The sequence below is a fragment of the Marinobacter sp. genome, assembly GCF_041687235.1.
In the GTDB taxonomy this organism is placed as follows: Bacteria; Pseudomonadota; Gammaproteobacteria; order Pseudomonadales; family Oleiphilaceae; genus Marinobacter.
In genome coordinates, this window is the sequence record NZ_JAWLCH010000004.1 from 202,985 (window position 1) to 227,271 (window position 24,287).

A 24,287-nucleotide genomic window follows, 5' to 3' on the forward strand; every position below is an offset into this window, starting at 1 on the left:
TGTTTCGATGAACCCGGTCAGCGCCACTGTTCGGGTATGGCATAACTGATGGTGAGGATGGATCCGTCACGCTCGATTTCTATCTCCAACTGGGCCTGGCCCCGCCAGTTCTCAAGCAGGGACTTGTCCTGGTTGATATCACCCAGTCGCTGGCCGTTAATGGCGGTAATCACATCGCCGGCCTGCAGGTTGACGGCATTGAGCATGGCGTTAGAGCCGTCGTATACGTAGCCGGACATGCCGCTGTCGTCCACCGGGCTCAACCCGAAGGGCGCCAGCGCGGCGGTGCCCTGGCTGTCAATCTGTTCGCGGGCGCTGGCCAGGAACGCATCCGGTGACGATTCTGCCGGCTCGGCAGCCACCTCTGCAACCAGTTCAGACGACTCCTGCTCTTCAAACGTCAGGGATTCGTATCGTCCGCCCCGGCGAATCAAAACGCGCCCAGGCTCCACTTCCGCCAGTTCGGCGTTGCCAGGCAACATCTCGCCTACCCGGTAATACGCCGTTTCACCGTTACTTCCAGCAACTATAGCACCGGAGTCTTCCGGACGCTGCGCTACCAGCACCCCTTCAAGCCGAAGGCGAAGGCGGGTTTCCGGTGCAGAGCGTCGAACGGCTTCCGCCACCTCAACCGGTCGCTCGGAACGCCCGAAAAAATCATAGACTGACATGGAGGTCGTCAGACCACCGCCCCCGGCCATGTTCCCGGCGCTGTTTGACGCTGGCGCGCTGGGAACCGGCCTGTCGTCCCAGGCGAATAACCAGGTCATTCTGGCGAGGATGACGGCCAGATAAACCACCAGCACCAGCAGCAACAAATTCGCCAGGATCCGGGAAATCCGGCCCTGAGCCGGAACACTCAACAGAGCCATACTATCGAGCCCCCGGTACGAGAGGCTGGCGTACCCGGAAAACGACATCGCCCGGGCTGGCAGAATCGGGCCAGGGCTGACCGGCCAGATCCACCATGCGCTTGTAGACACGCAGTTCCATCATTCCGTTCCAGAAGACCGTTGCATCCGCCGCAGGACCATCTCCGCCCTGCTCTGCCACCTTGAGGGCAACGCCACCCTGAGTGGTATCCATGGTCGCCTGCATCGGCGGAAACTCCGCCTGGCCTCTCTGGTCGCCCATTGGCCAGCTCACCAGGCCCCCGTCCCAGCGCCCGAGCCCATCGGCCCGGGTAATCCGGTTATCAGTCCAGACCATGTCGAGCCGATCAATCGTAACCTCGCCCTCAATCATGGCACCGCCACTCTGACGGATAAGCTCTTCAAACTCGGCCACAATAACCCGACCGCTTGCATCCAGCCGGGCGCTGGCAGGCCAGCCAATCGTAACATTGCCATCGAGGGAAGATTGTGACGATTCCACAGAAATCCGGACGGGCAACTCCAGGCTGGTCACCGAGGGCATGTGCAGGCGCCAGTCGACACGCAACGGGAAACCCGCCACCACAACACCCGCCTCGCCATCCCAGAGTTTGCCGGCCACCTGACGGACCTCCACCTGGGCAGGCAGAGCCACGTGGGCAGATGCCTGCTGCCAGACCCACCCCGCAGGAACCAGAACCATCAGTGACAGCAGATAAACCAGAGCGCCCAGCAACAGAAGCAGAAACACCTTGCCGGGGCGAAGAAAGGATTTGGGTTCAGCGTCACTCATTCAGCGTTGCACAGATAATGGACCGGAAGCCGAGTCTAGCAAAGGCATGGGGCAAGTTCATGACAAAAAAACAAAAACCCCGCGTTAGCGTGAACTAACGCGGGGTTTTCAGGGGCCAGGATCAGGCCGGCATTACATCATGCCGCCCATTCCTCCCATGCCACCCATGCCGCCCATGTCCGGCATACCGCCGGATTTCTCGTCTTCCGGCTCATCCGCAACCATCGCCTCGGTGGTGATGATCAGGGACGCTACGGAAGCGGCAGCCTGGAGCGCGGAACGGGTTACCTTGGCAGGATCCAGAATACCCATTTCCAGCATGTCGCCGTAGTTTTCAGTCGCGGCGTTGTAGCCGAAGGAGCCTTCGCCTTCGCGGACCTTGGCAACCACGACCGAGGACTCACCGCCTGCGTTGTAAACGATCTGACGCAGCGGAGCTTCCATGGCACGGCGCAGGATGTTCACACCGGCTTTCTGCTCTTCGTTGATGGCGTCCACCTTTTCCAGAGCTGCAATGGCACGGATCAGGGTAACACCGCCGCCCGGCACAATGCCCTCTTCAACCGCAGCGCGGGTGGAGTGCAGCGCGTCTTCAACGCGGGCCTTCTTCTCTTTCATTTCCACTTCAGAACCGGCACCCACCTTGATGACGGCAACACCGCCAGCCAGCTTGGCAACACGCTCCTGCAGCTTTTCCTTGTCGTAATCGGAAGAGCTGTCTTCGATCTGCTTGCGGATCTGCTCAACGCGGGCTTCGATGTCCGCCTGAGCGCCGGCACCGCCGATGATCGTGGTGTTTTCCTTGGTCACATTAACGCGCTTGGCTGTGCCCAGGTCATCCAGGGTGGTGTTCTCAAGAGTCAGGCCGACTTCTTCAGAAATCACGGTACCACCGGAGAGAATGGCAATGTCCTGCAGCATTTCCTTGCGACGGTCACCAAAGCCAGGCGCTTTCACAGCGTTGACCTTAACGATGCCACGCATGTTGTTCACTACCAGGGTAGCAAGCGCTTCGCCTTCGATATCTTCAGCGATGATCTGCAGCGGTTTGCCTGCCTTGGCAACAGCCTCCAGAACCGGGAGCAGTTCACGGATGTTGGAGATCTTTTTGTCGACCAGCAGGATGTAAGGGTCTTCCAGCTCGGCAGACATGTTGTCCTGGTTGTTGATGAAGTACGGGCTCAGGAAGCCACGGTCGAACTGCATGCCTTCAACCACATCCAGCTCGTCTTCCAGGCCACGGCCTTCCTCAACGGTGATGACGCCTTCCTTGCCGACTTTTTCCATCGCGTCAGCAATGATCTTGCCGATGGTCTCGTCGCCGTTGGCAGAGATAGTGCCAACCTGAGCGATCATCTTGCTGTCGTCGCAGGGCTTGGCCATCTCGCGAATTGCCTTCACAGCTTCAGTCGTGGCCTTGTCGATGCCACGTTTCAGATCCATCGGGTTCATGCCGGCGGTCACGGCCTTCACGCCCTCGTTAACGATGGACTGAGCCAGAACGGTTGCAGTGGTAGTACCGTCACCAGCCGTGTCGTTGGCCTGGGAAGCCACTTCCTTCACCATCTGGGCGCCCATGTTCTCGAACTTGTCTTTCAGCTCGATTTCCTTGGCTACGGAAACACCATCTTTGGTGATGGTCGGCGCACCGAAGGATTTTTCCAGAACCACGTTACGGCCTTTCGGGCCCAGGGTCACTTTAACCGCGTCTGCCAGTACGTTGACGCCTGCGACCATGCGCTTACGCGCGCTATCACCGAATTTAACGTCTTTTGCTGCCATGTCTTCTATTCCTGTTCGTTAAACCGAAGTCGTTGAATCAATCGGATTAATGAGAGTTCGTGCGATTCGCCTCAGCGATCACTCAAGCACGCCGTAAATGTCGCTCTCGCTCATGATGAGGAGCTCTTCGCCGTCGATCTTGACGGTGTTACCGGCGTACTGGCCGAAGACCACGGTGTCACCCACCTTGACCGCCAGTGAGCGGGTTTCGCCGTTTTCCAGGATGCGACCGTTACCAACGGCAATCACCTCGCCCTGGGAAGGCTTCTCTTTGGCGTTACCCGGCAGCACGATGCCACCCGCAGTTTTCTCTTCTTCTTCCTTACGGCGCACGACAACACGATCGTGTAGCGGACGAATTTTCATTGCTCGGTTTCTCCAATAGTCAGATTAATGTGGCAATGACATTGTTGATGTAAGTCGGACTCGCGATGCGCAATCCGACAAATTGCCCGGCCGGATAACCAACTGTTTTCAGTGGAAATCAGCCCGCAGCGAACTTGTGGTTTCTATTTGGGGTAGCAGGTAGGTCTTTTCAACACCCCGCAGAAAAATTTTTTCACTTTTTTTCGATGCGATCCCGATCGGATTCCGTCTCGTCCTGGTATTCACCTTCGATGATGTCGCCGTTACTGTCCCGGTCAAACGGCCGCTGCCGGCCAAACGGATTCTCCTGACCGCCAAACGGGTCCTGTCCGAACGGATTTGAACCGCCACCGGCACGAAAATAGAAGCTCTGGCTCCGGCTCCGCCCCGCCACAACCATACGCTTGAGCGCCTGGGCTGCAAGCCAGTGGCGGGTCCCCGGAATCAGGCACAGAAAACCGACGGTGTCGGTAATGAAACCGGGTGTCAGCAACAAGGCGCCGCCAACCGCCAGAATCAACCCCTCAGCAACCTCTTTGGCAGGCAATTCACCACTGTTCAGGCGCTGGTTGGCCCTCAGCAAGGTTGCCAGCCCCTGCTGCCGGAGCAGCCAGGCACCAATCACCGCTGTCAGCAACACCAGTCCAACGGTGTTGAGTACACCAATCATGCCGCCGACCTGGATCAGGACCGCCATCTCGGCGATTGGCATGATAATGAAAAGAAAAAGGAAAACGGACAAAGTGCCTCCATTGGTTCAGATACTGTCGGGTTACGCTTCGCTAACCCGACCTACATTACCGGCCTGTACGTCAAAAGTAGGTCGGATGAGCGACGCGTCATCCAACGCAAGCCTGGTAGGTCGGATTAGCGAAGCGTAATCCGACAAGGATAAAACCCCACCATAGTCGTATTTGGTATACTCCGCGCACAAAAATAACCGCACAGACGCACAGCAACCGTAAAACCACCTGATAACAGTAGTTAGGGCAAAACATGAAACTTCAAGATTCCGTGATTGCAATTACCGGCGGTGGCCAGGGCCTTGGCCGCGCCATGGGCGAATACCTTGCCGCCAGAGGGGCAAAAGTCGCGCTCATCGACCTTATGCCGGAGAAGCTGGACGACGCCGTCACCGCCTGCGTGGCCGCGGGCTCCGAGGCCAGAAGCTACGTCTGCAACGTCGCGAAAGAAGAAGACGTGGAGAGAACCTTTGAAGCCATCGTAAAAGACTTCGGCCACCTCAATGGCCTGATCAACAACGCCGGCATCCTCCGGGACGGCCTGATGGTCAAAGTGAAAGATGGCGAAGTCGAGCGCCGCATGGAGCTGTCCCAGTGGCAGGCCGTCATCGACGTCAACCTAACCGGCGTGTTCCTCTGCGGCCGCGAAGCCGCCACCCAGATGATCAAGAATGGCGATCAGGGCGCAATCATCAACATCGCCTCCATTTCCCGCGCCGGCAACATGGGCCAGAGCAACTACTCCGCCGCCAAAGCCGGTGTCTCTGCCCTGGTTCCGGTCTGGGCCAAGGAACTCGCCCGCTACGGCATCCGCTGTGCCGGTATCGCCCCGGGCTTCATCGAAACTGAAATGACCGCCTCCATGAAGCCAGAAGCCCTGGAAAAAATGACCGCCGGCATTCCGCTGAAGCGCATGGGCAAGCCGGAAGAGATTGCCTCGGCAGCCGCGTTTATCTTTGAGAACGACTATGTGTCAGGGCGGATGATTGAAGTGGATGGGGCTCTGAGGCTCTAACCTGATAGCAGAGCTGAGCAACAAGTGTCGGATTACGGCCCTCCGGGCCTAATCCGACCTACAAATTCGGCGCCCGCCTCCCGCACCCCGTAGGTCGGATTAGCGGAGCGTAATCCGACAACCAACTCGACTTCATCCAACCAAGCAACTACTCCCGCCCAACCCCAACCAACAAATCCTCATCAACCGCCCAATCCCTCGGCAAAACATCCTCGCGAACATACCGATGAAAACTGGAATACGGCCAATCCGATGCCCTCGCGACATACCCATGCTTCACAGGATTGAAATGGATGTAATCCACATGCCGCTCAAAATCCTGATCATCCCGGATCGTATGCTCCCAGAACCGCTTCTGCCATAGCGAGCCATTTAAACCGATTGGAAGCCCCGGGATATCTCTAGCGACCTTCGTGAACCCCGTCTTTATTAATCGCCACCGCCTGGAAAAGTCATGATCGCCTTCGGGCAATGTCCATACGCTGTGAAGATGATCCGGGAGCACTACCATGGCATCTATTGAGAAAGGATATCGCCGCATGACGGAGCGGAATGATGACCGCAGACACGCCACGGCAGCAGTTGAATTGAAAACAGGTTTTCGATCGGCGGTTACGACGGTGAAGAAGTAGGTGCCGCCTTGTACGCGGTTTCTGCGGTAGTTCATCATACGTCCTTGTATGAAGTGGATGTGTTGTCGGGTTACGGCTCTTTGAGCCTAACCCGACCTACGACTTTTTAGCTCTGGATTGTCGGATTACGGCTTCGCCTAATCCGACCTACTATCAATCCGATTTATGGTTGCTTTGCCTATTCCGGCCTAAGGTTGCCATTGAAATCGGCGCATGGAGACGCGGCCGTTGGTGACCTCTACGCCCTCGCGCTTCAATCTGCCAACCTGGGTTTGGTAGGCATCGGACCCTTCTGGGAAGGCGATCTGGCCGTTGCTACGGATAACCCGAAACCAGGGGATACTGTGACCCGTGGGCAACTTGCCCAGGGCTCGGCCTATGTATCTGGCCTGGCGCCCCAGGCCGGCCATGGCGGCGATCTGGCCATAGCTCGCTACCTGGCCGGGCGGGATTGCGGCGACGACTTGCCAGATTTTTTGATCCTTTGTTGGTTCGGACATGTTTTAGGCGTCTCGTTCTTTGTCGGATTACGCTTCGCTAATCCGACCTACGGCCCTGAGTTCAACTCCTCACAATCGTAGGTTGGATTAGCCGCAGGCGTAATCCAACGGCTTTTGTCGGATTACGCTTCGCTAATCCGACCTACTTTCTGATTCTGCATCCGGTTTTGATTCATTCCGCGGTGCCAACGCATCCAATCGATGGCCATTTCGAATCATAAAAATGGCCAACAAAATAGCCGGGACGCCCATTATGCCGGCCACCAGGAAGAATTCCGCGTAACCGAAGCCCGCCACAACAATGCCGGAGAACCCTCCCAGAAACTTGCCTGGCAGGGTCATCAGCGAACTGAACAGGGCATACTGCGTGGCGGTAAACGAGGCGCTGGTCATGCTGGAGAGCCAGGCGATCAGGGCCACGTTGGCGATACCGCCACTAAGGTTATCGGCGCTGACCACCGCAGCCAGGGTGACGATGTTGGGTGGGTACTGAGCCAGAACGACGAACAGGAGGTTGGTAGCAGCGGTCATAATCGCCCCCAACAGAAGAATGCGCCGAACACCGTAGCGAACCACCATAACCCCGCCAACCAGCGAGCCGGCAATGGTCATGAAGAAGCCGAAGATCTTGGTCACATCTGCCACCTGGGTTTTACTGAAGCCCATGAAATCCAGGTAAAACGGGTTGGCCATGACGCCCATGGCAATATCCGAAATCCGGTAAACGGCAACCATAAGCAGGATCACGAGAGCCAGTTCCCGGTATCGCCGGAAGAAGTCCAGGAACGGGCCGGCGACGGCGGCGTAGAACCAGCCGACCAGTCTTGCCAGGCGGGGATTCAGATGGGTGCGCTTGGCGGCCTCCTGCTCGATCTTGTGGGCAATATCCTGGGCGGCGGCGAAATGGTTCACGCGGGGCTCGCGAACAACCAGTACCGTCAGTGCACCCACACCCACCAGGGCAGCCATCACATTATAGGACACCTGCCAGGACCAGAACTCCGCCAGGTAAAGTGCGCCGGCGCCGGCCACAAGAAGTGCCAGCCGGTAGCCGAAAATGTAGGTCGCAGCCAGGGCCGCCTGAAGCCGCTCCTCGGCAATCTCGATGCGGTAGGCGTCAATCGCCACATCCTGTGTGGCGGAGGAAAACGCCACCAGCAATCCACAAAGAGCCATCATCTCCGGCGCAACGGTCGCGTCCACACTGGCCATCAGATAAAGCCCCGTGGCAATACCCAACTGCGCAAAGATAATCCAGCTTCGGCGCTTGCCCAACAACCGGTCCAGCAGCGGCAGCTTCAGGCGGTCCACCACCGGCGCCCAGAACACCTTTATGGAATAGGTAATCCCAAGCCAGCTGAAAAACCCGATGGTGGCGGTTTCCACCCCCACATCCGCAAGCCGGGCATTCAGGGTGGAAAACACCAGCAGGAAAGGCAAACCCGCGGAAAAACCCAGGAACAGCAGCGCAATCACCTGCCAACGAGTGTAGGTGTAAAGCGTGTCCCGAATCAGGGCCAGGCGGGTGCCGGTTACGATGGTGAAGCCTCCGGATCAGTCGCGGAAATTATTGAACTGCAGCGGGATATCCAGCTCAGCTTCACGCAGCATGGCGATGGCCTCCTGGAGATCATCCCGCTTCTTGCCGGTCACACGCACTTTATCGCCCTGGATGCTGGCCTGGACCTTCATCTTCTGGTCCTTGATCATCTTCACGATCTTTTTGGCCATATCGGTTTCGATGCCCTGCTTCAGCAACAGGTGCTGTTTGACCAGCTTGCCGGACTTGCTGTCGCCGTCCTCTGCCAGTGCACGGGCATCGATATTACGCTTGGCGAACGCCATGCGCAGCATATCCAGCAACTGCTCGAGCTGGAACTCCTGCTCGGCACTGATGGTGATGCCCTTGTCGTCCAGCTCAATGTCGGCTTCGACATTCTTGAAGTCCCAGCGATTACCCAGTTCGCGCTTGGCCTGGTCGACCGCATTGGTGACTTCGTGCATATCGATTTCTGAAACAATGTCAAAAGAAGGCATGGTCGTTATTCTCCAACAGTGTAAGAAGGTATACTTCTTCAATTTGCTGGGGATGATACCAACCCCCGGCAACTCCCGCACCTGACAACGGACTGGTAAAAGTAGATAACAATGCCAAATCTGGACCTTCCCATCCTTGTAGTAGACGACGCAAAGTTCAGCAGTATGGTGGTTGGCCGTACACTGCGAAATGCCGGATATCGCGACGTACGCATCGTTAATAACGCACCGGAAGCCCTGCAGTTGATCGAACAACGCCCGGTAAGCGTGCTGATAGCGGACTGGCTGATGCCCGAGATGGATGGTCTGGAACTGACGGACCAGGTGCGACAACAGGACGAGCAGAACAACCATTACACCTACGTGATCCTGCTCACCGCCCGGGAGAGTGTGGAAGCCCTCTCCGAGGCTTTCGACCGGGGCGTGGACGACTTTATCTACAAGTCCGACATGACCAAGCAACTGATCCCGCGCATCTTTGCAGCAGACCGAATGGCAGACCGCCAGAATACCCTGCTCCGGGCCAACTCCCTGCTGATCGAAAACAACCGGGAACTGGAATCCACCAACATCATTGATCTGGAAACCGGCCTGTGCAACACCAAATACGGCCGAGAGCGGCTGACCAAGATGCTGCGCCACGCCGAATCCCGCGGAGGTTGTTCCGCCTATGTACTGTGCGGCATTCGCAACTGGCAGGAGCTCAAGCGCAAACACCCGCCTACGGTCATGAGCGAACTGGCCATTGGCATCGCCCGCCGGCTGAGCACCCTGATCCGCCCCATTGATGCCCTTTGCCGCGTCGGCGACAACCAGTTCGCCATCATCGCCTACTTCCCCACCAGCGACCACTGCACCACCACCGCCTTCCGCCGCGTGTTCGACGGCATTAACCACAAGGCCCTGAAGACCACCGCCGGCTATATTTCCGTGGAAGCCGGCATGGTGCTTTGCAAAGCCGACGCCCAGAACGGCACGCCCTCAATCCAGGACATGGAGCGAGCGGCGGTGCAGGGGTTGGTGGATGCGTACGATACCCGGCGGTTTACCGAGACTGCGCCGGAAGTCAGTGCAACGGCCTAATTTGTTTGTCGGATTACGGCTTTGCCTAATCCGACCTACCCTCACCCCAAACTCAGAGCTAACTGTAGGTCGGATTAGCGAAGCGTAATCAGACAACCAACTTCGCCTAATCCGAGCTACCCTCTACCTACCCGAAATTGAGCACCACCCGTAGGTCGGATTAGCAAAGCGTAATCCGACAACTACCCTTCCAACCAAGCTCCATTCCGGCTACACACTCCGTAACACTGATACACACTTCACAAACAGACATGAAGGCGCGGAAGACTTATTCTGCAATTGTGGATTTAAGCAGTATCCCCCATGGCGGAGGAGCCGTGTAGTACCTCCGCCGCCATATGGGGAATCGAATCCACCGGATTAACGAATTTTTCAGGCACTTTCGTTCTTTCCTTGTTTTTTAGGCCAGCTTTTTAGCTGGCCTTTTTATTGCCCCTCCAAACGTTTTCGCGCCAGTTCCGTTATACTCCCGCTACAACGACTCCAAAAACAGTGCTGTAACCATGAAAACCCTCGGAACCGCCTCCGTCGCCGCCCTGCGCCAATACGTTCGAGCTGCCGAATCCGCCGGCGTGGATATCAGCCAGCTTTTCGACAAAGCCGAACTGAACCGGGATCTACTCGATACCGACGACGGCCGAATCAACGGCGAACAATTCCAGCACTTTATCCATTTGTTGTGCGAACAAACCGGCAACCCGATTCTGGGCCTGGAAACCGGCGACTTCGTTCAACCAGGTTCCTACAGCGTGCTCGGCTACATCACCATGAGCTGCGCGACTCTGGGCGAGGCCGTGGCACGCATTGCGCCGTTCGAAAAACTCGTTGGCGATATGGGCACCACCAGCCTCGCCATGAAAGGCGAAGACATCAAACTGTCCTGGAACTGCAACTACACCGACCCCGTCGTCCGACCACAATTGGTGGACAACGTCTTTGCCTCCTGGGTGAACTACGCCCGCTGGCTTGCGGACAATCAGGAGGCGTCACCAAGCTCGGTAAAACTCCGCCGACCCTCGCCAGGTTCAGAACTTGAAAAGGCCTACCAGGAGCGCTGGCAGTGCCCGATCACTTTCTCAGTGGATGAAGACAGCATCACCCTCAAGAAAAGCCTGCTGGAAACCCGCCTGAGACAGCCGGACCCCCTGCTCCGCAAAACCCTCGAAGCCCACGCCCTGAGCCAGCTGGCCTCCCTGGACACCGACAGCGACCTGACTTCGAAAGTCCGCCACAGCATCCAGCAACAACTGATGCACGGTATCACCAGACAAGACATGGTGGCCGAAGACCTGGGCATGACCAGCCGGACTCTCCAGAGAAAACTCGGCCAGGAAGGTGTGTCTTACCAGAAACTGTTAGATGAAGTGCGGCAAAAAATGGCCGAGGACTATCTTCGCAACAGCGAACTGGCCATTCCGGATATCGCATTAAGGCTGGGATACAGTGAAACCACATCGTTTCACCGGAAGTTCAAAGCGGTAACGGGGAAGACGCCCGGAGAGTTTCGCCAGTTGGAGGAAAACCCAAAAGCCTGAACGACCGAGGCCGGTGCAAGCTTCCAGAAACGTGGAGCGCCAGGGATGGCGCGACCGAGCCCTACATGGACGTATTTACGGGCGTTTTCTGGAAGCTTGCACCGGCCTTGGTCCGGCACGAAGCCTCAGTCTTACAGTTTGCGGCCTTTGCCAGCAGCAATCCGCAGACGCAGGGCGTTCAGCTTGATGAAGCCTTCCGCATCCTTCTGATCGTAAGCACCCTGATCTTCCTCAAAGGTGGCAATCTTCTCGTCGAACAGAGAATCATCAGACTTACGGCCAACCACATCCACATTGCCCTTGTAGAGCTTCAGGCGAACGGTGCCGTTTACATAGTTCTGGGTCTGATCGATCAGCGCCTGCAGAGCCTCACGCTCTGGCGACCACCAGTAGCCGTTGTAAATCACCTCGGCATAACGCGGCATGATGCTGTCTTTCAGATGCGCCACTTCGCGGTCCAGGGTGATGGACTCGATGGCACGGTGGGCACGCAGCATGATGGTGCCGCCCGGAGTTTCGTAACAGCCGCGGGACTTCATGCCCACGTAGCGGTTCTCAACAATATCCAGACGGCCGATACCGTTAGCGCCGGCAACCTTGTTCAGGGTTTCCAGCACTTCATGTGCCTTCAATTCCTGACCATCGATGGCAACAATGTCGCCCTTCCTGTAGGTCAGCTCAACGTAAGTCGGCTTATCCGGCGCGGCTTCCGGAGACACACTCCAGCGCCACATATCTTCCTCGGCTTCCGCCCAGGGATCTTCCAGATTGATGCCTTCATAGGAGATGTGCAGCAGGTTGGCATCCATGGAGTACGGGCTCTTACCCTTCTTCTTCTCCACCGGAATGTTGCGCTCGTCGCAGTAGGCCAGCAGCTTCTCGCGGGAATTCAGATCCCACTCACGCCAGGGGGCAATCACCTTCACGCCCGGCTTCAGTGCGTAGGCACCGAGCTCGAAACGCACCTGATCGTTACCCTTGCCGGTAGCGCCATGGGAAATGGCATCGGCGCCGGTCTCATTGGCAATATCAATCAAACGCTTGGCAATCAGAGGACGGGCAATGGACGTACCCAGCAGGTACTCACCCTCATAGATGGTATTCGCGCGGAACATCGGGAACACGTAGTCGCGCACAAACTCCTCGCGCAGGTCCTCGATGTAAATTTCCTTAACGCCCAACGCTTCGGCTTTCGCTCGCGCCGGCTCGACTTCCTCGCCCTGGCCGATGTCGGCGGTGAACGTCACCACCTCACAGTTATAGGTATCCTGCAACCACCGAACGATGACGGAAGTATCCAGGCCACCGGAATAGGCCAGCACCACCTTTTTGATATCAGACATGCCCTTGCTCCAGACTGAACAGAATGGATGTGTTGAAAAGAAGGGCAGTATTGTACGGGAGAGCGGGGGGAATGGCTATTGGGCGCGGGTATTAGGCAGCAGGCGGACGAACAAGGGGTCAGATGAAAGCGTTCATCTGACCCCATCTTCAGCAAAGCGGATGGACCGATTCAGACAGCCTGCTGCTGACCAATAGCCTCTTCGCGAATGCCGTCCCAGCCTTCCTTGATGGCTCGAAGCAGGTTCGCAACTTCATCAAGCTTGGCAACATCATTCTTCGCGTTCGCTTCGAACAGAGTGCGCTCCATATAGTCATAAAGGCCTTCCAGCCGAACGGCCAGATCACCACCCTTCTCAAAGTCCAGGAAGCCGCGCAAACCGCCGATGATCTCAATCGCCTTTGAGATCAGCTTGCCCTTACCTTCGTAGTCCTTTGCCTGCATCCGAGCCTTCGCCATGTTGATGCGCTCAAGGGCACCGTTGTACAGAAGCTGAATCAGCTTGTGGGGGTCCGCATCGGTGATGCTGGTCTGGGTATTAACTCGCTGATAAGCCTGCAAACCGTTCATAATTTACCTCGTCGTTACCGGATTTCCGGTTTTGCCATACCTAATGTATAGCCCGATCTGTTCTGATGCGGCACCCTTAACCGTTGCCGCCGCCGTTGTTATTCGGAGCCAGTGCCGCCAACTGCTGGCTGACGTAATCCCGGGTGCTGTTGAGCTGGGCAATCAGGGAATCGGCGGCGCTGAATTGATTGACCAGGCGTTCCTGGTAGGACTGGATGCGACGCTCCAGATCAACCCGATCCTCCTGAATCCGCTCCAGCTCCCGGTTCAGACTGCTGGTGCGGGAATCTAGAGCTCCATTGGCACCGAGAATGTCAGTGATGGTATTTACAGCACGCTCGCTCACACCTTCAATAAACGATACCGAGCCACGGGCACCGGTTTCACTGCCGAGCACACGCACTTGCAAACCTGCTGCACCGGAACCGGCATCACCACCCAGGAACAGCACCTGGCCGTCCCCCTGGGCCGTCTGGCCATTAATAGTGCCCTGCACGTCGGTACCTGCCTGGCCGGTTTTGGTTGCCAGCTCCGCCAGATTACTGCTGGTGAGATTCACGCTGGACTCGCTGCCATATCGGCCGGATGCGAATGTCAGATTACCCGTACCATCGACATCCACCTGCACTGAACGGCCGCTTGAGTTTAGGGCTGAATTGTTATTCAACTGTGACTGCAACTCATCCCTCAGTGCATCCACCGAATAGGTGCCGGCAGTCAACGCAATCGTCGCGCTGGTTTCTCCATCCACCTGAAAAGTCAGCTCGGTGCCTTCAGCCACAGTAATATCCGTTGCACCGCTGAGGTCGTATCCAAGACTACCCCGGGTCGCCAGCTGGCTGACATTAATATCGTAATCACCCGCCTGAGTATTGGTACCACTACGCACGAACTCAATCTGCCCGTCTGTGGTGCGGCCCTGCTCGGCAAACAGCGCAGTGACATCGTCCGGGTTTTCCTGCAACTGCTGCTGAAACTTCTGGCTATCAAACTGCAGGTTACCGGTGCGCCAATCGGTGGTAACACCCACATCCGCCAAACTGCGAACATTGGCGTTTTCAAGACCCGGAATCACATCACTCAGTACCCGCTTGAGCTGGCCCTGGATGTTGCGAACCGTAGAGTCACCGGTCAGGATGCTGCCCTGGCCGGTTTCAGAGTCATAGGAAGAAAGCTCACTGATGGTGGTCTGCAGCGCGTTAAATTTGTCAACAAACGCCTGCACCCGCTCGGCAACGGCTGCAGTGTCCTGCTCTACCTTGACGGTGGAAGTACCGGTGCCGGTGATATCGAAGGTCACCCCATCCACCACATCATCAACTGTGTTGGAGCCCTTAACTACCTCAATGCCATTGATCGTAAATTTGGCATCTGCGGCTTCAGTGGTCGTTTCAGCTCCCGCCACAAAATTGGCCAGGTCCGTGCCATCGGCGGCACCAGTGCTCAGATTAATCTGATTAGCAGTGCCGGTTTCGTCGGAGTTGAGCACCAGACGATAACCATCACCGGTATTCAGAATACTGGCCGACACCCCGGCATCTGAGTCATTGATTGCGTTGGCTACGCCCTGAAGGGTGTCATTACCCTCATCAATCAGGATGTTAGTGGTCTTGTCCCCCACCTGCAGAGTCATGGTGCCCTGACCCACGCTGGTGGCATCCCGGTCCGCCACGGCGGCAAACGCCATGGCATCAGATTCCGCGATGGTTTCCACGTTCAGGTTATAGGTACCCCGGCTAGCCTGGCTGGCATCCACACTGGCGGACACATTGCCGCCGGAGGAAGTAGCAGAAAACGACTTCATGGCATCCGCCGAGCCTAGTTGGCGCATGGGCAGACGCAACTCCGTCACTGCGCTACGCAGCTTGCCATAGGCGGAGATCAGCGCCTCGGTGCGCTCGGTTTTCTGATCCAGCCGAGTTTCCGTGGGCTTGCGCTCCGCGGCAACCAGCTGATCCACCAGATCCGAGTTAAGAACCCCGGACCCAACGCCTAATGATGATATACCTGCCATAACCATGCCTCCTCAAGGGGGCGAATCTCTTCATTGTTCAGTTTATCGGCAAGAAGCGGCAAAACTTTGCCTTTTTCTCTCACCGATTTGTAACGCCCTGTAACAAGCACTACTACTCTGGGGTCAAAATAAAACTTTCTTCTGACCCCATTTTTAACTGCACGCGAAAACGCAGAACACCGCCGGACCCTCTCAGGTGCGGCGGTGCTGAAATACCGTTGTTTAACCAACCGCCGAAGCGGCAAGCTTTTACACTTTAATATTAAACAACGTCAGCGGTTCGTCCTGCTGCAAGTTCTCTGCCAACCTCATGGCAACCTCATCCGGAATCTGGCGGATAACTTCATCGGTATTGCGGTCGACCACCTTTACGATGGTCTGCCCAGCTTCCCGATCCACTTCAAACTGCAGGTCCCGCTGAACGTTCTGTACGAAATCGTTCAGTTGAGTGACGGCATCGTCCAGTTGCTCCCGCTGGTCCTCGTTGCGATCCTTCAACCTTTCGGCCGTGGAGGGCTCGCTGGACTGCTGGGCGCTTTGAACTTTCGCCGAAATGCCTGCGGATGACGACGCCAGGTCGGAGGCATTCCTGCCTTCGGCCTGAGATGACGACAGTGCCTTCACCGGTGCCTGTTCACTGGAACGCACCAGCTTCAGGTTCGGGTTGCTCAGGTTAACGTCATTCATAGCTTTACCTCGCTATCCTCAAACGGCGTTAAACCGGAGCCCGAAGGCTCCGGCTTGTACCGCTATGCCCCAATTACTGCAGGAGGGACAGAACCTGCTGCGGCCGGGCGTTGGCCTGGGCCAGTACCGAGATACCCGCCTGCTGCAGCACCTGGGATTTGGAGAGCTTCGCAGTTTCTGCTGCGAAGTCTGCGTCCAGGATACGGCTGTTGGCGGCGCTCAGGTTTTCTGAGGTTGAAGCAAGGTTGGAGATAGTGGAGTCAAAGCGGGCCTGAACCGCCCCCAACTCCGCCCGAAGGCTGTTGACTTGATCGAGAGCGAAGTCAACAGTCGTAATTGCTTCGGAAGCATTTTCACGAGTCAGCACATCTACATCTGTCAAGGTCTGCGTGTCAGTGGTAACCTGCGTTTCCTCAAGACCTACGCCTTCAACATTTGCAGTCGTACCACCCAGCGTAATTGTTTCACCAACGTCTGTACTCAGAACAATACCTGCATCGAACTCTTGCTCTGAAGTGGCAATATCTCCAAGAATATCTTCACCGCTGTCATCAGTCACTTTAATGGTTGCACCATTCTTATCCGTTAAAGTGATATTGGATGAATCATTGGACGCTACAACACCAGTCTGACCAGAAACAGCGTTTATCGCATCCTGCGCTTCACCAATCGTGGATCCAGCGGCAATATCAATATCAACACCATTGATATTTATTGTCCCAGCATTTGTTCCGGTGAAAGCACCTGTATCAACGACTGTAGATGTAGCTTTCGAAGCTGTCACACCGGAATCTGCTGCAACTTCGTTGATTGCCTCAACAACATCTTCGACACCTTGAGCATTAGTAAGATCGACGCTCTCACCGTTTACGGTAAGGTCAGTCAAGGCTGCAATATTAGACACATCAAATGAGTCGCCTTCATATACTTCCGCGCCAAGCTGAGATCCCTTGGTGTTGACACCGTCAACGCTGATGGTTTGACCCGCATTCGCGCCCACCTGGAAAGTAAGATCATCAAGAGACCCATCCAGAATGTTACGTCCGTTAAACTGGGTATTAGTTGAAATCCTGTTCACTTCTTCAATCAGTGCGCTTACTTCCTGATTCAATGCCTGACGGTCCGATGAGGAATTTGTGTCGTTAGCGGACTGAACGGCCAGGTCACGGATCCGCGACAGAGCGTTAGTGATTTCGCCAAGCGCACCTTCAGCTGTCTGGGCATATGAGATGCCATCGTTGGCATTCCGCTGGGCTACATTCAGACCAGAGATCTGAGCGCTGAAACGAGTCGAGATTGCCAGGCCGGCAGCATCGTCTTTGGCAGAGTTGATCCTCAGACCAGAGGACAAGCGCTGCAAAGCCTCGTCGTTCATCTTCTGAGAACTGTTCAACTGATTCTGAGCAGACAGTGACGCGACGTTAGTGTTAATACCGAGAGCCATAATGCTTCTCCTTCGACAGATGTCGTTATTTCATGGAAAAGGTCTGGCGCCCGTTTTCAGTTTGGGAGCGCCGCCCTGTTACACCACTTAACGGCGCCATATCCAGTTGCTTTAGAAAAAAAACCACTGTTTTTGTTAACAAATGTAAAACCGGCAATTCAGTTCCCTTCAGAGCGGCAGCGCTTTGGCGCTCGGCCCCCACCCAATCTGACAACACTGTTTCAATTCCTATTAAAAACAATGCTCTAAACATTATCTGAAGAAACTGGCACACCCTTCGCTTATCACCCTGCAAAACGGCAATTTAACGAATTTCAGCCGGCAAGGGTTCCCATTAAAGATCGGGCACCAGGCTTCCGGCACCTCTGAGCAGGGAGAATTGATATGCCTCAGGTCATTAATACCAACATTGCTTCGCTGAACGCGCAACGTAATCTGAACGCCTCCCAGGGGCAGGCCAATGTGGCGCTTGAGCGGCTGTCTTCGGGCCTACGAATCAACTCTGCAAAAGATGATGCGGCCGGCCTTGCCATTTCAGAGCGCTTTCAATCTCAGATCACCGGTCTGAATATGGCGCAAAGAAACGCTAACGATGGCATTTCTTTGGCGCAAACGGCCGAAGGTGCCATGGATGAAATTACCAACAACCTTCAGCGTATTCGTGAACTTGCCGTTCAATCGGCCAACGCGACCAACAGTATCTCGGACCGGCAGGCTCTGAACCAAGAAGTTCAGCAACGCATAGAAGAGATTAATCGAATCGCGAGTCAGACTTCGTTTAACGGCTTGAAGGTCCTCGACGGGACGTTTGGCACTCAGACCTTTCAGGTGGGAGCGAATACTGGTGAAACCATCGGCGTATCCGGTCTGGACTCAAGAGGAAGCCAGCTAGGAAGTGTTATTTCACAAACGTCTGATTTCACTACCAGTGACGTACCCATTCAAACTGAAACGAGTGAAGTAACTCTCGATTTCTCGCAACAGCCCATAACCGGCAGCGTGACGATTGACGGGGAGTCTCTCCCGTTCAATAGCAACGAAGCAGACGTCGAGGCCTTGGCAACTAGCCTGCAAGGCAAGATTGACGCTAACGGAACCCTCGACCCACTGGGAATTGTCGTTTCAGGTGACAACGCAACCGGCAAACTTACTTTTACCAACCCGACGGGAGAGGATCTTCCGGTCAACTTTGCTCTATCTGATAGTGGAACTCCACCAACTACTTATCAAGAGAGTTTTGTCGCGACAGGAGGAGGGCTGGCCGAATTCTTCGATGCCGGCAATAGCTCAACGTTTAATTTCGAAGTGAATGGGCAGACTTTTTCAGTTGACGGCGTAGGTTCGCTGGAAGATGTAGTCGGACAAATCAACGCAAGGTCAAATGATACCGGCGTAAGAGCTAATCTTGATAAGACCAACACTGAGATCATCTTTTCATCACAATTCGGAGAGGACTTTGACGTTGCAATTAATGCCGATCTGGATGGTGACACGGTTGATGACGTCACACTGACTCAATCGGGCACTGTGGCAGCAAACACTATCTCGTTGAATAACACGGACATCTCCACTCCGGAAGGTGCCGATCTCGCCATGATTTCTGTTGATTATGCAATTGATCAAATTAACAGTTTTCGAGCTGAACTCGGCGCCGTCCAAAACCGCTTCGAATCCACCATCGCAAACCTGGCAACCACCTCCGAGAACCTCTCGGCCTCCAACAGCCGTATCCGCGATGCCGACTTCGCAGCGGAATCGGCAGAACTCGCTCGAACCCAGGTTCTCCAGCAGGCCGGCCTCTCGGTTCTGGCCCAGGCCAACGCACGGCCTCAGCAGGTGTTGCAGTTGCTGCAGGGATAACGTCGCTAAACCTGAACTCTGGAACCAAAACGGCCGGGCTAACAACCCGGCCGTTTTGGTTTTTGGTGGAACCTATATTCATAGCCAGTCTTCACGCTCGTGCCGCACCCTCGCAATGAATATGTTGCATGAGTCTATTATCTGGTAGATCACGATATGTACGCCGACAGGGTATATTCGTACCGGCGGGGATAATTCCATGCTTCCGGCGTGGAAAGCGGGTTTCGAGCAAGAAACTCGAAGCAAGCCTCTAGCTTTGAGTGGTAAGCGTCGGCCTGCATTTCACCAAAGTGTTCCAATCCATGGAGGTAGATAGAAATAATATCTTCTTCAGCCTTCCTGCTGAGAACGTAATTCATCGACTTCTCCATCCCTGGCTAAACACTTTGCAGCAGCTCTCAATTCATCCATTGAACGAGCTCCTTCTCCACTGGCAATTCCCGCTGAAACGAGACTTTGTAACTGGTCGATTTTGTGTCGCCGGTCCTGATCTTTACGAATAAGATCACGCACGTAATCGCTGGTGTTGGAATACCTTCCAGATTCCGCCTGTTGTTCTGCCCAGGTTTTCATCGCATCGGGCAGGGATATATTCATTGTTGCCATAATCAAGCCCTCCAATCTTCGGATTATGGCAAATTTTGCCAAAAATTGCATTATCGCCGATTTAAGGACGGCCCCAGGGTTTATATTCCGGTAAACATCCCTTCAAACAACGCCGCCCGCCGCATCATCTGCTCACCCTTATCCTGCAATCGTGCATGCTCCGGATCCAGCTCGATCAGACCGAGGAGCTGGAACAACGTTATCATTCGCGAGCGCAGAGCAAATCTAGCTTGCTCCTCATCGCTCATGAAGACCACCGGGTAGGCGGCAAGCGGTAGCCGGGGAAAGGCCTTAAGCATGTCGTCCAGATATTCGTCCACCGGACGCCACTCATCGCCTTTCTCGGCCAGCAGCCAGAAGCAGAATGGCGCGGCGTACTGTATTTTATCCAGACCATCGAAGTGGTCCATGGAAGCCCAGTTGAGCCGCGTGAACGCCGTGGATAGCAGGTCCCTGTAAACCATCAACCAGCCTTTTTTCTCCAGCCTGGTTTCGGCAGTTTTCTTAAGGGAGAGCACACCCTTCTGCTTTTTGATGTAGCCGGCAATTTCCAGCAGCACGCGAGTAAGGATCACCGCCAGCACGTGTTCTTCGGAGCGTATCGGTGAATACATGGCCATCGGCGCTACCATGGATTCCCCGCCCGCTTCGACCATGGCCTTCACTTGCTTCAGCGGCAGGTTGCCCTTGCCAGTCAGGCGAATGCCTTTGCCTTTCATGGCCTCTACCAACACCCTGGCCATGCGGATGATCGGTGCCGTATCGAGCAGTTCATTCACCGATCCCGCATCGAAAAAAGGGTTGAAAACCGATGGGCAGTTCAGCGGGTTCTGTAGCAATTCATGCACCTGGGCCGGGCTAAGCCCCTGAAAATCGCTGGCCGGTGGGGCGCCATGCTCAGGATCCTCCGGGAACCAGTCATCGCGTTCGGCAAGATCCGCGTTGATCTGTTCGAGATCGACAAAGTCCGGGTCGAACCACTCGCCGCACCACTCGCGAACGGCGATGTGATCGGGGTGCGCCATATCCTCCATGGCGTCGAGGAATTCGTAAAATCCATGCAATCCACCCACATCCTCCGGCGGGCATCGGCGCACGGCCTTGATGCAGCCAGGAAGAGTTTCGTTGCCCGGCTCCACGGATGTGATCTTCTCCAGCACTATCTGATGCTCCCAGCTATCGCCAAAATCATACTCGTAGTGCAACGCCTGCCCTTCGCTGAGCAGCACGGCAGAGACGGGCACAGCGGCTTCGTCCTGGAAATTCATCATGCCGTCGAAATCCTCGGCCGGATCGCCAATCAGGGTGCCGTCTTCTGTCTGGAACAGATGCAGGTGTGAGGCCTGCCAGCCCATGGCCACCTGGACAATGCGGTGAAGGTCCCGGAAGGTGGTGCCGGGCTCAATCAGCAAACGCCGCCAAATCGGCGGCTTGGCGCCGGAGAGGGTTACTTTGAGCTGGTAGGCGGCTCTGGGTTCGGTGGGCATGGGGCTTCCTGAGAGCTGAGCGGATTTCATATGCTTCGCAGTTTAGGTTCTGGCTGGTTTGCAACATTCAGCGCCTGTGAACCTGGTTTTCCATATATTGCCTCAGCAACTTATTAATTCTTGTTTGATACCCCTTTCCCTGAGCCTTGAACCAGGCCAGCACGTCCTCATCAATCCGAAGCGTTACCGGCTGCTTCGCCGGCACCCGCAGTTCGGCCTTTTCAAAGAAGGCCTCATCCAGTTCTGGTATATCACTGGTGTCGATTCGTTCGTCGTCCTGTTCAGCCATTCGCTGCCAGTCTGTTTTAGATGTTCTGTTCATAAAGCCTCACCTCTCGCCGGGTTGCTTTTCGAGCTGAAATTATCCGGACAACGTCTCCGCATCTCTCCACGTATACAACCACGCCTGTAAACTGTCGCATTAAACCCACAGCGACCCAACGTTCTTCATCATAGGCATACCGATCGTCTACAGATGTCAGCATCGGGTGATTGAAAATATCGATGGCATCCACGAAATCGATTCCATGCTTGCGGATGTTGTGGGCATTCTTCGCCTCATCCCATTCAAAACGCATTACACATCCTTGTATTTACATCTGTATGTACAGGATACAATAGTTCTTGATCAGTCCAAAGATGTTTCGAAACCCAATCTCACTGCCAACCCCATCTCCAAACTGGCACACCTTTCGCAACACCTTCCCCAAAGCACGGCAAACCGTCAAAAAACTGCAGACCTTTGCCGCCCCAAATTGCGGCTGTATTCACGAGGTGTCCCATGCAAGCCAAGCATCAAGTCCAGGTATCCCAGTCCCAACAGGCCCAGGCTGCCCGTCTGCTTTTGCAGGCCAACCTTGCCTACGGGGAGTCCAACAGCAACGGCCTCAGCCATATCCAGCGGCTGAAGGCCCGGCAGGAATGCCGGGATTACCTGACCGGGGCACTGGTTATTGAGCCGGAGAACGCCGGCGCGCTGGGCCTTCTGGGCCGGGTGGAACTGGACGAAGGGCAGCTTGAGAAAGCCCATACCCTGTTCAACGCCAGCCTCAATCACCAGCCGGGCCAGGCGCAACAGTATTGCAACCTGGGCTACTGGGCCCTGAAAACCGAACGCCCGGCGCTTGCAGAGCAGTATTTCCTGCAGGCCCTGGACTGCGACCGGCAATCTGCCGCCGCTTTCTGTGGCGTTGCCCATTCCAAGCGTTTGCAGGGGCAGTTTGATGTAGCCTATCTACATTACCGCAGGCTCCTCGAAACCGGCGCCGAATGGGATTCCGTTTACAGCGGCATGCTCACCTGCGCCCAGAACCTGGAAGTAGATACTGCGGACTCCGCCCTGGCGCAGGATGCTATCGCCCTGCTGCAGCGGGATGGTCTGCCGCATCAGGAATTGGGCCGTTTTGTCGGCGCGATCATTCACCAGCAGTACGATCTGGACAACCCGGACGCACAGATATTCCTGGATGCCGCCAGCGAAGATGAACTGCTGATCCTTGCCCTCCAGAAAACTCTAATGCCCAATCCTGCGGTGGAAGAGCTGGTTACCCTGCTGCGTCGGGCAATCATTGCCGAAGTCGCACAAACCGTTGAACTTCGGGACGAACTGCAACGCCTGACGCTGGCCATCGCTCAATACGCCGACAGAACCGGCTATGCCCTGGCAGCTGAAGACGATGAAGAACGACTGGTCTCTGCCATCAACGACAGCATCCAGGCCCAGTTCGCACTCGGCGAGGAGCAGGACGGACTCATCGGCTCACTGATGATCAGCGCAATGTATGGCGCCTTCTTCCACCAGCCCTTCGCGGTACAGCTTGGCCAATGGAACCTGGTGGACTGGCCCCTGGCATTGCAGCCAGTCTTAGCCGCCAGCTATTACGATCGGGCCGAAGAAGAGGCCATCAAACAGAATTTCGATGAGAAAGCCGAGGAACTGTGTCTGGATAAGACCGATGTTCCCCAGGCATGGCCCTGCTGGTCACAGTTGGCCTATCGCACCGAAAGCAGCCTGAAAGCATTGATGGCCACCGAACTGGGCCTGGCCACCGAAAACCTGCCAGCCACCCTCCGCATCATGGTCTGCGGCGCCCAGTCCGGCCAGCGGGCCATGGAACTGGCCAGCTATCTGGACGATGTGGAAGTGATCGCAGTGGATGAATCCCTGGCCAATATTGCCAAGGCTACCCGCATGGCAAACCAGAGGGGCATGGACAACATCGTGTTCTGGCCCTGGTCCATCGCCCAGCGTTTCGTGGCTGATGGCCACCAGGTGCACTGGATCGAAGTCGGCCGCCTGCCCTCACCGGCCATGACCACCCTGTCACTGGCCGCCCTGGTGAACGAAGCCACCGGCTCCGGCGCCGTGGTACATATGCACACCGCCATTGCCGAGCAAACCTCCGGCGACAAACAGATTCGCAAACTGGTCAGTGAGCACAAACTCCAGCCCACCCGCCAGACCCTGCGCCAGCTTCGCCGGATGGTTCTGGCCAATCGGAACGATGCCAGCTGGCAGGAACTGACCGCCGACGCCGATTTCTACAGCCTCGGCGGCTGCCGCGACAGATGGTTCCGGCCGCAGAACACCGTCCAGCTGAACGAGCTGATGGCTATGGTAAGCAATGAGGTGGAATGGAAGCTCGTGAAAGCACGGGATGCGGATGGCCACAGCCTGGCAACCGGGCCTGTGCAAAAGCAGATTCAGGCGGAGGCATTGGGCAGTGAGGTGCAGAGTCTGATGGGGCAGAATTTGAGTGTTTATTTCGTGAAGCGGCGGTGAGTGGGCTTTAACGTGGGCTGTCGGATTACGGCTTTCGCCTAATCCGACCTACGGGGTGGAATCCGCGCGTACTCGGAAGCCATGTAGGTCGGATTAGGCGAAAGCCGTAATCCGACACAAAAGCGCCTTCTCTTGAA

General features: G+C 55.9%; 25 protein-coding genes. 5 read left to right on the forward strand and 20 right to left on the reverse strand.

What is annotated here, in order from left to right; translation table 11 throughout:
• Positions 1-17: 17 nt before the first annotated feature.
• The 5 genes from ACESMK_RS08135 to ACESMK_RS08155 all read right to left on the reverse strand — a co-directional run bounded on the left by ACESMK_RS08135 (position 18) and on the right by ACESMK_RS08155 (position 4,555).
• The gene (locus ACESMK_RS08135) at positions 18-872 is read right to left on the reverse strand and encodes a type II secretion system protein N (protein WP_372997054.1); all 855 of its coding nucleotides are present in this window, start codon (positions 870-872) and stop codon (positions 18-20) included.
• Position 873: 1 nt separating this feature from the next.
• Positions 874-1,665, reverse strand: a complete 792-nt coding sequence (gene gspN / locus ACESMK_RS08140) for a type II secretion system protein N (protein ID WP_372997056.1) — start codon at positions 1,663-1,665, stop codon at positions 874-876.
• A gap of 132 nt (positions 1,666-1,797) precedes the next feature.
• Positions 1,798-3,447: a chaperonin GroEL gene (gene groL, locus ACESMK_RS08145; protein WP_372997058.1), complete on the reverse strand. Its 1,650-nt coding sequence runs from the start codon at positions 3,445-3,447 to the stop codon at positions 1,798-1,800.
• Positions 3,448-3,525: 78 nt separating this feature from the next.
• Positions 3,526-3,813 (reverse strand): co-chaperone GroES, encoded by a 288-nt coding sequence (gene groES, locus ACESMK_RS08150; protein ID WP_008171363.1) that lies wholly within the window; start codon positions 3,811-3,813, stop codon positions 3,526-3,528.
• Between the two features lie 193 nt (positions 3,814-4,006).
• The gene (locus ACESMK_RS08155) at positions 4,007-4,555 is read right to left on the reverse strand and encodes an FxsA family protein (protein WP_372997060.1); all 549 of its coding nucleotides are present in this window, start codon (positions 4,553-4,555) and stop codon (positions 4,007-4,009) included.
• Between the two features lie 254 nt (positions 4,556-4,809).
• On the opposite strand from ACESMK_RS08155, the gene ACESMK_RS08160 reads away from it, so the two are divergent.
• A complete protein-coding gene (locus ACESMK_RS08160) occupies positions 4,810-5,571 on the forward strand; it encodes an SDR family oxidoreductase (RefSeq protein ID WP_372997062.1) in 762 nt (253 codons plus the stop codon).
• A 148-nt stretch (positions 5,572-5,719) separates the two neighbouring features.
• Here ACESMK_RS08160 and ACESMK_RS08165 read toward each other — a convergent pair whose 3' ends face one another.
• From ACESMK_RS08165 to ACESMK_RS08180, 4 genes are all read right to left on the reverse strand, one after another.
• Positions 5,720-6,241: an REP-associated tyrosine transposase gene (locus ACESMK_RS08165; protein ID WP_372997064.1), complete on the reverse strand. Its 522-nt coding sequence runs from the start codon at positions 6,239-6,241 to the stop codon at positions 5,720-5,722.
• Positions 6,242-6,391: 150 nt separating this feature from the next.
• Positions 6,392-6,703, reverse strand: a complete 312-nt coding sequence (locus ACESMK_RS08170) for an MGMT family protein (protein WP_372997066.1) — start codon at positions 6,701-6,703, stop codon at positions 6,392-6,394.
• Between the two features lie 132 nt (positions 6,704-6,835).
• On the reverse strand, positions 6,836-8,179 hold the full coding sequence (locus ACESMK_RS08175) for an AmpG family muropeptide MFS transporter (RefSeq protein ID WP_372997068.1): 1,344 nt from the start codon (positions 8,177-8,179) through the stop codon (positions 6,836-6,838).
• Positions 8,180-8,257: 78 nt separating this feature from the next.
• On the reverse strand, positions 8,258-8,740 hold the full coding sequence (locus tag ACESMK_RS08180; protein WP_008171349.1) for a YajQ family cyclic di-GMP-binding protein: 483 nt from the start codon (positions 8,738-8,740) through the stop codon (positions 8,258-8,260).
• Positions 8,741-8,851: 111 nt separating this feature from the next.
• Between ACESMK_RS08180 and ACESMK_RS08185 the strand changes: the two genes are divergently transcribed.
• A complete protein-coding gene (locus tag ACESMK_RS08185) occupies positions 8,852-9,823 on the forward strand; it encodes a response regulator (protein WP_148609588.1) in 972 nt (323 codons plus the stop codon).
• Between the two features lie 503 nt (positions 9,824-10,326).
• Positions 10,327-11,358, forward strand: coding sequence for an AraC family transcriptional regulator (locus tag ACESMK_RS08190; protein ID WP_372997070.1), 1,032 nt, complete (start codon positions 10,327-10,329; stop codon positions 11,356-11,358).
• Positions 11,359-11,489: 131 nt separating this feature from the next.
• On the opposite strand, the gene ACESMK_RS08195 is transcribed toward ACESMK_RS08190, so the two are convergent.
• The 5 genes from ACESMK_RS08195 to ACESMK_RS08215 all read right to left on the reverse strand — a co-directional run bounded on the left by ACESMK_RS08195 (position 11,490) and on the right by ACESMK_RS08215 (position 17,415).
• The gene (locus ACESMK_RS08195) at positions 11,490-12,701 is read right to left on the reverse strand and encodes an argininosuccinate synthase (protein ID WP_372997072.1); all 1,212 of its coding nucleotides are present in this window, start codon (positions 12,699-12,701) and stop codon (positions 11,490-11,492) included.
• A 170-nt stretch (positions 12,702-12,871) separates the two neighbouring features.
• The gene (gene fliS, locus ACESMK_RS08200) at positions 12,872-13,270 is read right to left on the reverse strand and encodes a flagellar export chaperone FliS (protein ID WP_372997074.1); all 399 of its coding nucleotides are present in this window, start codon (positions 13,268-13,270) and stop codon (positions 12,872-12,874) included.
• Between the two features lie 76 nt (positions 13,271-13,346).
• The gene (fliD, locus tag ACESMK_RS08205) at positions 13,347-15,284 is read right to left on the reverse strand and encodes a flagellar filament capping protein FliD (RefSeq protein ID WP_372997076.1); all 1,938 of its coding nucleotides are present in this window, start codon (positions 15,282-15,284) and stop codon (positions 13,347-13,349) included.
• Between the two features lie 249 nt (positions 15,285-15,533).
• Entirely contained in the window at positions 15,534-15,971 is a 438-nt protein-coding gene (locus ACESMK_RS08210) for a flagellar protein FlaG (protein WP_372997078.1), read from the reverse strand.
• A 73-nt stretch (positions 15,972-16,044) separates the two neighbouring features.
• Positions 16,045-17,415 carry a flagellin gene (locus ACESMK_RS08215; protein WP_372997080.1) on the reverse strand — a complete coding sequence of 457 codons (1,371 nt, stop codon included), beginning with the start codon at positions 17,413-17,415 and terminating at the stop codon, positions 16,045-16,047.
• A 384-nt stretch (positions 17,416-17,799) separates the two neighbouring features.
• Between ACESMK_RS08215 and ACESMK_RS08220 the strand changes: the two genes are divergently transcribed.
• Entirely contained in the window at positions 17,800-19,275 is a 1,476-nt protein-coding gene (locus ACESMK_RS08220) for a flagellin (RefSeq protein WP_372997082.1), read from the forward strand.
• A 78-nt stretch (positions 19,276-19,353) separates the two neighbouring features.
• Here the strand turns inward: ACESMK_RS08220 and ACESMK_RS08225 are convergent, their stop codons facing one another.
• The 6 genes from ACESMK_RS08225 to ACESMK_RS08250 all read right to left on the reverse strand — a co-directional run bounded on the left by ACESMK_RS08225 (position 19,354) and on the right by ACESMK_RS08250 (position 21,946).
• Complete coding sequence (locus ACESMK_RS08225) at positions 19,354-19,476, reverse strand: type II toxin-antitoxin system RelE/ParE family toxin (RefSeq protein ID WP_372997084.1); 123 nt, start codon at positions 19,474-19,476, stop codon at positions 19,354-19,356.
• Positions 19,425-19,646 carry a type II toxin-antitoxin system RelE/ParE family toxin gene (locus tag ACESMK_RS08230; RefSeq protein WP_372997086.1) on the reverse strand — a complete coding sequence of 74 codons (222 nt, stop codon included), beginning with the start codon at positions 19,644-19,646 and terminating at the stop codon, positions 19,425-19,427. Before ACESMK_RS08230 ends, ACESMK_RS08225 begins: the two co-directional genes overlap by 52 nt.
• Complete coding sequence (locus ACESMK_RS08235; protein ID WP_372997088.1) at positions 19,606-19,881, reverse strand: type II toxin-antitoxin system ParD family antitoxin; 276 nt, start codon at positions 19,879-19,881, stop codon at positions 19,606-19,608. Before ACESMK_RS08235 ends, ACESMK_RS08230 begins: the two co-directional genes overlap by 41 nt.
• An 80-nt stretch (positions 19,882-19,961) precedes the next feature.
• A complete protein-coding gene (locus ACESMK_RS08240; protein ID WP_372997090.1) occupies positions 19,962-21,368 on the reverse strand; it encodes a plasmid pRiA4b ORF-3 family protein in 1,407 nt (468 codons plus the stop codon).
• A 67-nt stretch (positions 21,369-21,435) separates the two neighbouring features.
• Complete coding sequence (locus ACESMK_RS08245; RefSeq protein WP_372997092.1) at positions 21,436-21,690, reverse strand: BrnA antitoxin family protein; 255 nt, start codon at positions 21,688-21,690, stop codon at positions 21,436-21,438.
• Positions 21,674-21,946 carry a BrnT family toxin gene (locus tag ACESMK_RS08250; RefSeq protein ID WP_372997094.1) on the reverse strand — a complete coding sequence of 91 codons (273 nt, stop codon included), beginning with the start codon at positions 21,944-21,946 and terminating at the stop codon, positions 21,674-21,676. The genes ACESMK_RS08245 and ACESMK_RS08250 overlap by 17 nt, the downstream gene beginning before the upstream one ends.
• A 203-nt stretch (positions 21,947-22,149) precedes the next feature.
• On the opposite strand from ACESMK_RS08250, the gene ACESMK_RS08255 reads away from it, so the two are divergent.
• Positions 22,150-24,150: a hypothetical protein gene (locus ACESMK_RS08255; protein ID WP_372997096.1), complete on the forward strand. Its 2,001-nt coding sequence runs from the start codon at positions 22,150-22,152 to the stop codon at positions 24,148-24,150.
• The last annotated feature ends 137 nt before the right edge of the window (positions 24,151-24,287 follow it).

Bases quoted from the DNA above. Each gene is read 5' to 3' on its own strand.
- ACESMK_RS08235 (WP_372997088.1), bottom strand. From the start codon at position 19,881: ATGGCAACAATGAATATATCCCTGCCCGATGCGATGAAAACCTGGGCA.
- ACESMK_RS08210 (WP_372997078.1), bottom strand. From the start codon at position 15,971: ATGAATGACGTTAACCTGAGCAACCCGAACCTGAAGCTGGTGCGTTCC.
- groL (WP_372997058.1), bottom strand. From the start codon at position 3,447: ATGGCAGCAAAAGACGTTAAATTCGGTGATAGCGCGCGTAAGCGCATG.
- fliS (WP_372997074.1), bottom strand. From the start codon at position 13,270: ATGAACGGTTTGCAGGCTTATCAGCGAGTTAATACCCAGACCAGCATC.
- ACESMK_RS08185 (WP_148609588.1), top strand. From the start codon at position 8,852: ATGCCAAATCTGGACCTTCCCATCCTTGTAGTAGACGACGCAAAGTTC.
- ACESMK_RS08165 (WP_372997064.1), bottom strand. From the start codon at position 6,241: ATGATGAACTACCGCAGAAACCGCGTACAAGGCGGCACCTACTTCTTC.
- ACESMK_RS08135 (WP_372997054.1), bottom strand. From the start codon at position 872: ATGGCTCTGTTGAGTGTTCCGGCTCAGGGCCGGATTTCCCGGATCCTG.
- ACESMK_RS08220 (WP_372997082.1), top strand. From the start codon at position 17,800: ATGCCTCAGGTCATTAATACCAACATTGCTTCGCTGAACGCGCAACGT.
- ACESMK_RS08225 (WP_372997084.1), bottom strand. From the start codon at position 19,476: ATGGAATTATCCCCGCCGGTACGAATATACCCTGTCGGCGTACATATC.
- ACESMK_RS08255 (WP_372997096.1), top strand. From the start codon at position 22,150: ATGCAAGCCAAGCATCAAGTCCAGGTATCCCAGTCCCAACAGGCCCAG.
- ACESMK_RS08245 (WP_372997092.1), bottom strand. From the start codon at position 21,690: ATGAACAGAACATCTAAAACAGACTGGCAGCGAATGGCTGAACAGGAC.
- ACESMK_RS08195 (WP_372997072.1), bottom strand. From the start codon at position 12,701: ATGTCTGATATCAAAAAGGTGGTGCTGGCCTATTCCGGTGGCCTGGAT.
- ACESMK_RS08160 (WP_372997062.1), top strand. From the start codon at position 4,810: ATGAAACTTCAAGATTCCGTGATTGCAATTACCGGCGGTGGCCAGGGC.
- ACESMK_RS08170 (WP_372997066.1), bottom strand. From the start codon at position 6,703: ATGTCCGAACCAACAAAGGATCAAAAAATCTGGCAAGTCGTCGCCGCA.
- ACESMK_RS08230 (WP_372997086.1), bottom strand. From the start codon at position 19,646: ATGGAGAAGTCGATGAATTACGTTCTCAGCAGGAAGGCTGAAGAAGAT.
- ACESMK_RS08215 (WP_372997080.1), bottom strand. From the start codon at position 17,415: ATGGCTCTCGGTATTAACACTAACGTCGCGTCACTGTCTGCTCAGAAT.
- ACESMK_RS08240 (WP_372997090.1), bottom strand. From the start codon at position 21,368: ATGCCCACCGAACCCAGAGCCGCCTACCAGCTCAAAGTAACCCTCTCC.
- ACESMK_RS08180 (WP_008171349.1), bottom strand. From the start codon at position 8,740: ATGCCTTCTTTTGACATTGTTTCAGAAATCGATATGCACGAAGTCACC.
- groES (WP_008171363.1), bottom strand. From the start codon at position 3,813: ATGAAAATTCGTCCGCTACACGATCGTGTTGTCGTGCGCCGTAAGGAA.
- fliD (WP_372997076.1), bottom strand. From the start codon at position 15,284: ATGGCAGGTATATCATCATTAGGCGTTGGGTCCGGGGTTCTTAACTCG.
- ACESMK_RS08190 (WP_372997070.1), top strand. From the start codon at position 10,327: ATGAAAACCCTCGGAACCGCCTCCGTCGCCGCCCTGCGCCAATACGTT.
- gspN (WP_372997056.1), bottom strand. From the start codon at position 1,665: ATGAGTGACGCTGAACCCAAATCCTTTCTTCGCCCCGGCAAGGTGTTT.
- ACESMK_RS08250 (WP_372997094.1), bottom strand. From the start codon at position 21,946: ATGCGTTTTGAATGGGATGAGGCGAAGAATGCCCACAACATCCGCAAG.